Source organism: Streptomyces sp. 3330 (genome assembly GCF_031456635.1).
Taxonomy (GTDB): domain Bacteria; phylum Actinomycetota; class Actinomycetes; order Streptomycetales; family Streptomycetaceae; genus Streptomyces.
Window position 1 is genome coordinate 238,739 of sequence record NZ_JAVDVA010000014.1, and the last position, 6,089, is coordinate 244,827.

7 protein-coding genes are annotated in these 6,089 nt (G+C 72.7%); 2 read left to right on the forward strand and 5 right to left on the reverse strand.

The window, feature by feature from the left end; translation table 11 throughout:
- Window positions 1–61 precede the first annotated feature (61 nt).
- On the reverse strand, window positions 62–718 hold the full coding sequence (locus tag J2X68_RS24000; RefSeq protein ID WP_310434615.1) for an HAD family hydrolase: 657 nt from the start codon (window positions 716–718) through the stop codon (window positions 62–64).
- A gap of 37 nt (window positions 719–755) precedes the next feature.
- Complete coding sequence (locus tag J2X68_RS24005) at window positions 756–1,796, reverse strand: PHP domain-containing protein (RefSeq protein WP_310434616.1); 1,041 nt, start codon at window positions 1,794–1,796, stop codon at window positions 756–758.
- Window positions 1,797–1,892: 96 nt separating this feature from the next.
- On the opposite strand from J2X68_RS24005, the gene J2X68_RS24010 reads away from it, so the two are divergent.
- Window positions 1,893–2,129, forward strand: coding sequence for a hypothetical protein (locus J2X68_RS24010; RefSeq protein ID WP_310434617.1), 237 nt, complete (start codon window positions 1,893–1,895; stop codon window positions 2,127–2,129).
- Window positions 2,130–2,135: 6 nt separating this feature from the next.
- On the opposite strand, the gene J2X68_RS24015 is transcribed toward J2X68_RS24010, so the two are convergent.
- Window positions 2,136–2,837, reverse strand: coding sequence for a VanZ family protein (locus J2X68_RS24015; RefSeq protein ID WP_310434618.1), 702 nt, complete (start codon window positions 2,835–2,837; stop codon window positions 2,136–2,138).
- 288 nt (window positions 2,838–3,125) lie between these two features.
- Complete coding sequence (locus J2X68_RS24020) at window positions 3,126–3,806, reverse strand: DUF4230 domain-containing protein (RefSeq protein ID WP_310434619.1); 681 nt, start codon at window positions 3,804–3,806, stop codon at window positions 3,126–3,128.
- 457 nt (window positions 3,807–4,263) lie between these two features.
- On the opposite strand from J2X68_RS24020, the gene J2X68_RS24025 reads away from it, so the two are divergent.
- Window positions 4,264–5,217, forward strand: a complete 954-nt coding sequence (locus J2X68_RS24025; protein ID WP_310434620.1) for a ribose-phosphate pyrophosphokinase — start codon at window positions 4,264–4,266, stop codon at window positions 5,215–5,217.
- Between the two features lie 150 nt (window positions 5,218–5,367).
- Here J2X68_RS24025 and J2X68_RS24030 read toward each other — a convergent pair whose 3' ends face one another.
- On the reverse strand, window positions 5,368–5,775 hold the full coding sequence (locus tag J2X68_RS24030) for an anti-sigma factor antagonist (protein ID WP_310434621.1): 408 nt from the start codon (window positions 5,773–5,775) through the stop codon (window positions 5,368–5,370).
- Window positions 5,776–6,089: the final 314 nt, after the last annotated feature.

Sequence of the window (6,089 nt, forward strand, 5' to 3'; positions counted from 1 at the left end):
GTCCGGCGGCGCCCGCGGTGATGCGCGTCACCCCCCGGGGGCCCGCGCGGACCGCCGTCCCTCAGGCCAGCGGGCTGCCGGACAGGGACGCCAGCAGGTCGGCGGGATCGTCGTACACCGCTTCCGCGCCCGCCTCCAGCAGATCGGAGCGGGGGATGCCGCCGCACAGGACGCCCACGCAGCGCACCCCGGCCCGGCGGCCGGCCCGCATGTCCCACACGGTGTCACCGACGAACACCGCCCCTTCCGCGGGCGCCCCGACCAGCTCCAGCGCGTGTTCCACGGGTTCCGGCGCGGGCTTGCCCTCCTCGACGTCGTCCGCGCTCGCGGTCGCGGCGATGACGTCGTCGGCGTCGATGGCGCGCCGCAGGGCGGACAGCTCGGCCCCGCTCGCGGAGGTGGCGAGCACCACCGTCCAGCCGTCCTCGTGCAGTCTCCGCAACAGCGGACCGGCGTCCCGCAGGGCCGCCAGCCGGTCGAAGTACTGTCCGTAGAGCGCCTTGTGGGCGTCGCCGATCCGGGCGTCCTCGTCCTTGTCCCGGTCGTCGCCGAGCAGGTGGGCGACGAGGTCGCCCGAGCCCAGCCCGACCGCCCGGTGCACGGCGTGCATCGGGACCCGGTGGCCCGCCTGCCGGAAGGCCTCCCACCAGGTGGTGACGTGCAGGTGGTTGGTGTCGACCAGGGTGCCGTCGACGTCGAACACGGCGGCGCGTGTCATCACGGGTCCTCTCTCTCGGTCCCCCCCGGGTACCACGTCAGGCACGCGTCACGCCCGCCGGGATCCGTCCCTCCCGCGTCCAGGCCAGCAAGTCCGCCAGCGGCCAGGCGGTCACGATCCGTTCGTCCGGCACCCCGCACTCCTCGGCCCGCGCGCAGCCCAGGATCTGCCAGTCCAGCTGGCCGGGCGCGTGCGCGTCGGTGTCGATGGAGAACAGCGTGCCCGCCTCCACGGCCCGGCGCAGCAGCCGGCGGGGCGGGTCGAGCCGCTCGGGCCGGCTGTTGATCTCGACGGCCGTCCCGGACTCGGCGCACGCGGCGAACACCGCGTCCGCGTCGAACGCCGACTCGGGCCGGCCCCGCCCGGTCACCAGCCGGCCGGTGCAGTGGCCGAGGATGTCGGCGTGCGGGTGACGCACGGCGTCGGCCATGCGCCGCGTCATCGCGCGGGAGTCCATGCGCAGCTTGGAGTGCACCGACACGACCACGACGTCGAGGCGTGCGAGCAACTCGTCCTCCTGGTCCAGCGATCCGTCGTCGAGGATGTCGCACTCGATGCCGGTGAGCAGCCGGAACGGCGCCCAGGTGGCGTTGAGCTCCTCGACCACGTCCAGCTGACTGCGCAGCCGCTCGGGCGAGAGGCCCCGGGCCACCGTCAGGCGGGGCGAGTGATCGGTCAGCACGGCCCACTCGTGGCCGAGCGCGGCCGCCGTCCGGCCCATCTCCTCGATGGGACTGCCGCCGTCCGACCAGTCGGAGTGGAGGTGGCAGTCCCCGCGCAGCAGCGTCCGCAGCCGGGCCCCCGCGCCGTCCGTGAGCGGCTGCCCGGCCTCGCCCTCCAGCTTCTCCAGATAGGACGGCACCTGCCCGGCGAGCGCCTCGCGCACCACCTGGGCGGTCTTGGGGCCCACGCCCTGCAGCGACTCCAGCGTCCCGTCGGCCGCCCGCCGCGCGACCTCCGCCGCGGGCAGCGGCGTCAGCACGCCGGCGGCGGTCCGGAAGGCGCGGACCCGGTAGGTCGGGGCCAGGGACCGCTCCAGCAGGAAGGCGATCCGGTCCAGGGCTTCGACGGGATCCATCGCCACCTCCTGGCTCCAGAGTTCCCCACCCGCGCGCGGACCGCACCAGGAAATCGAATGATTCGTACCGGTGAGTTCCGATTTATCCTCTATGGCATGACCGAAATCGCGAGCCTTCGTATCTCCCACCCGCGGATCATGGTGCTCGGGGTGCAACCGGGCCTGGCGCCGTTTCGCATCGTGGAAATCGATTCCGAGGTCGTCGGCCAGGCGAGGGACGTGACCGACGTCCTCGAGATCGCCGCCGCGTTCGGCATCACGGTGCACGACCTCGACGACCCCGACGTCGTGCGATGGGTGGGCGGGGACCGGTACACCTGGACCCCGCGCTGACGGCGGTCAGGCTTCCTCTCGGGCACCGCGTCGCAGGTGCCGTTCCCGTGCGTGCACCGCACGGCTCATCCGGCGGCCGATGAGCAGGTAGCCGATCAGGGCGCCCGTGGTGTTGAGGATGACGTCGTCGATGTCGAAGGCCCGCCCGGTCACCACCGCGCCCTGGGCGAACTCCACCATCAGCATGACGGTCGCGGTGAGCAGCAGGACGCGCAGCAGCCCGCGCGCCCGGGGCGCCACCACCGGCACCAGCACGCCGAAGGGCACGCCGAGCAGCACGTTCCCGCCGATCTGCTTGACCGCGTCGCGAAGTTCGGGCTGGTCGAGGTACGCCCGCAGGGAATCGCCCGGGCGCAGGTTGGAATGGATCAGAGCCGCGGAGGCGGGCGAGGGCTCCAGGGTGAGCCGGGCGAGCACGACGGCGAACGCCACCATGAACGCGAAGGCGCACAGCATCGCCAGCAGCCGGAGCGGGAGCGGCAACGGACGGCGCTCGGCGCGCGCCGCCTTCTTCGACGGGACGGGCTTCGAGCCGGCCTTCGCGCCTGACCCGGAACCGGGCTTCGGGCCTGCTTTCGCGCGCGGCTTGAAGGAGAATCCGCGCTTCGGGCCCGACTTCCCGGCCCCGTTCCTCGGCGGGGCGGGCTCCTCCGTCCTGGTGGCGCGTGGGCGGAACACGGCGAGCGGACGTAGAGCTGCACGGGCCATTCGGTCCTCCAGTCTTCAACTTCCTTGCGTGCTAGGGCGATTACCCCCGAACGGCCGGGGGATGCAGTGCGGCCTCGCCGCCTCCGCGGCGCCGTCCTGCCCGCCCCGGGGCCGGCGACTCGGGCCCGGAAGGCGGCGGTTCCGACGGGACGCGACGGGACGCGGCCCGCGAGTGGCCGGAGGCCCGGCCGGGGTGCCCCCGGGCCTGCGGCCGCGTCGTCACATCCGCCGTGATCGGGGCGGACCGGTGCGGCGCCCGCGCGGCGGGACGGGCGTCCGCGGAGCCGGTCAGGCGTGGTACGTCACCTTCACCTCCGTGAAGCCGAGGGAGTGCAGCAGCCCCTGGAGCATGTCGGTGGTGTTCTTCTCGGCGCGCGCGAGCAGTTCGCTCTCCTTCGCGGCCTCGCCGATGTGCCGGACCGCGAGCTTCTGCACGGCCTGCTCACCGCCCGGGTTGTCCGAGAAGAGGTCGCCGAGGCGGTCGAGGAGCCCGCGCTGCTTGGAGACCGCGTAGGAGCGGTCGGGGTCGAGCGCCGGGGTGCCGAGCAGGGCGTGCGGCAGCCGGAGCGTGGCCGAGGTGCGGTCGCCGTCGACCGTCACGTCCTTGTCGCCGACCTTGCCGAGGTCGACGTAGGCGTCCACGGTGCCCGCCCCGACGTACAGGGTGCGGGTGCCCCGGATCGCGTCGGGGAGGTACTTGGCGTCCTTCTCCAGGTCGACGACGACCTGGAAGTTGCCGGACGCGGCGTCGTAACGGCTCATGTCCTGGATGGATTCCAGCAGGGCGGGGCCCGTGCGGTCGTGGGTCTCGGTGCCGAAGAAGTCGCGCAGACCCGGCAGCAGGCTCAGCCGGATCCCGGCGAACATCACGACGAGTACGACCACGACGGCGGTGAGCACCTTGGCCCAGCCGGGCATGCGCCGGGGGAGGCGTGTGGTGGGCTTCTCGGGCTTGGTGTCAGTCGTCATGCGACGGCCCTCCTTCCTGCTGTGCGGATGCCCGTCAAATGCCCGGCCAGACCGCGCTGTTGGCAAGCTGTGACAGTGGGCCACGGACGACCCGCCGCCCGGGCCGGCCCGCGGGTGCCTGCCGCCCGGTGGCAGGCACCCGCGGATGACGGACCTGCCCGGTGGCAGGCACCCGCGGATGACGGACCTGCCCGGCGGCCGTCCCGCCGGAGCGACGGCGCCCCGCAGGCGGGACCGGCGCGGGTTCCGGCCGCTCCACCCGGTTGGCCGCTCGGGGCGGTCCGGGGTCCGGGGTCCGGCGGCGGGCGACGACCGGTTCCCCGGAGTCCTGGGCGCTCCGCGTCACGCGGAGTGACCGGGCGGGACTCCCGCGCACTGCTGAGGATGGGCAGGACGGACCCGGTCCGTAGCATGAGAGCGCCCGCCCCAGCCGGACATGATCAGCGAGGAGCCGATCGTGCGAGACATCTCCGTGTTCAGCGGCAGTGCCCATCCCGAGCTGGCCGCCGAGGTCTGTGCCCACCTCGGCGTGCCCCTGAGCCCCACCCGACTCAGCAGGTTCGCCAACGACTGCCTGGAGGTCCAGCTCCAGGCGAACTGCCGGGAACGGGACGTCTTCCTGGTCCAGCCCCTGGTCAGGCCCGTGCAGGAGCACCTCGTCGAGCTGCTGCTGATGTGCGACGCGGCCCGCGGGGCGTCGGCGGGGCGGATCACCGTCGTCATGCCGCACTACTCCTACGCCCGCTCCGACAAGAAGGACGCGCCCCGCATCTCCCTGGGCGGACGCCTGGTCGCGGACCTGATGGCGGCGGCCGGCGTCCACCGGCTCCTCACCATGACCCTGCACTCGCCCCAGGTGCACGGCTTCTTCTCGATGCCCGTGGACCATCTGCACGCCCACCGGGAACTGGCCGCCCACTTCCGCCGCTACGACCTCAGCCGCACCACCGTGGTCTCACCCGACCTGGGCAACGCCAAGGAGGCCGCCGCCTTCGCCCGGATGATCGGCGCCCAGGTGGCGGCAGGCGCCAAGCAGCGGTACGCCGACGACCGGGTCAGTATCAGCGCCGTGATCGGCGAGGTGTCCGGGCGGGACGTGATCGTCCTCGACGACGAGATCGCCAAAGGCAGCACGGTCCTGGAACTGCTCGACCGGCTGCGGGAGCTGGAGCCGAGGTCCATACGGGTGGCGTGCACACACGGCCTGTTCGCGGGCGGCGCCCTCAAGCGGCTCAGCGAGCAGCCCGACGTGCTGGAGATCGTGTGCACCAACACCGTGCCGGTGCCGGCCGAGGAGCACACCGACAAGCTGCGGATCCTGTCCATCGCGCCGGCCCTCGCGGAGGCCGTGCGCCGTATTCACAACGGCGAGTCCGTCAGCGCCCTGTTCGACACGGCGCGGGGCCAGTAGCCACGGCACGGGGGCCGGGAGGACCGAGGGGCCGGGGGACTTGGATCGAGGGGATGCCCGAGGTCGGGTGGCCGCGGAACCGGAGGACGCGAAACTCCTCGGACTGCGGGACTGCGGGACTGCGGGACTGCGGGAGCGCTTCGAGCGCCGTCATAACGTGCCGGACGCGGCCTCGGGCTGTTCCAGGGCCGCGTCCAGGGTGGTGGCGGGCGGCAGCAGCCGGTACAGCCCCGTGGCCCGCAGGATCCGCAGGGTGAGGCGATGGGTGCAGACGAGGTGCAGATGCCCGCCGTGGGCGAGGACCCGACCGCGCGCCCGGTACAGCAGGCGCAGTCCGGAGCAGTCGAAGAACTCGATCCGGCTCAGGTCGATCACGATCCGGGGCGCCGGGCCGCCGGTCGCGTGGTCGAGGTGGGGAGTGATCTCGATGGCCGCGACGATGTCGATCTCGCCGTGGAACTCCAGCACCGTGTACCCCCGGTCCTCACGGACGCGCAGATGCGGGGTGTCCGCTGCGGGTTTCTCCAGCACGACGACATCGCCTCCAACCCGCTCCACCGGTCGGGAGCCTCCAACGGCCGAGGAGCAGACAGCTGTTCCCCGCCCCAGCAAGTTACCCCCGATCGAGTGAATTCCAGCATGTTCGATTGACATATGTCTTCGAAATGCAACCGACACTGGCGGAGTTTTTTCGGGTCGTGAGCGAAGGGGTGTGCCGAGCGCCGCCGAGGAGGCCGCCGGGCTGTCGCCGAGGGGCGCCCCCGGGGGCGCGGAGGGCTAGGTGTTCTGTCTCGGGAGGTTGTGGATGGGTGAGCCAGGTCTCGGCTGAGGGATCTTGAACAGGTGAGGGCCTTCCGGTTCGGTGTGGATTG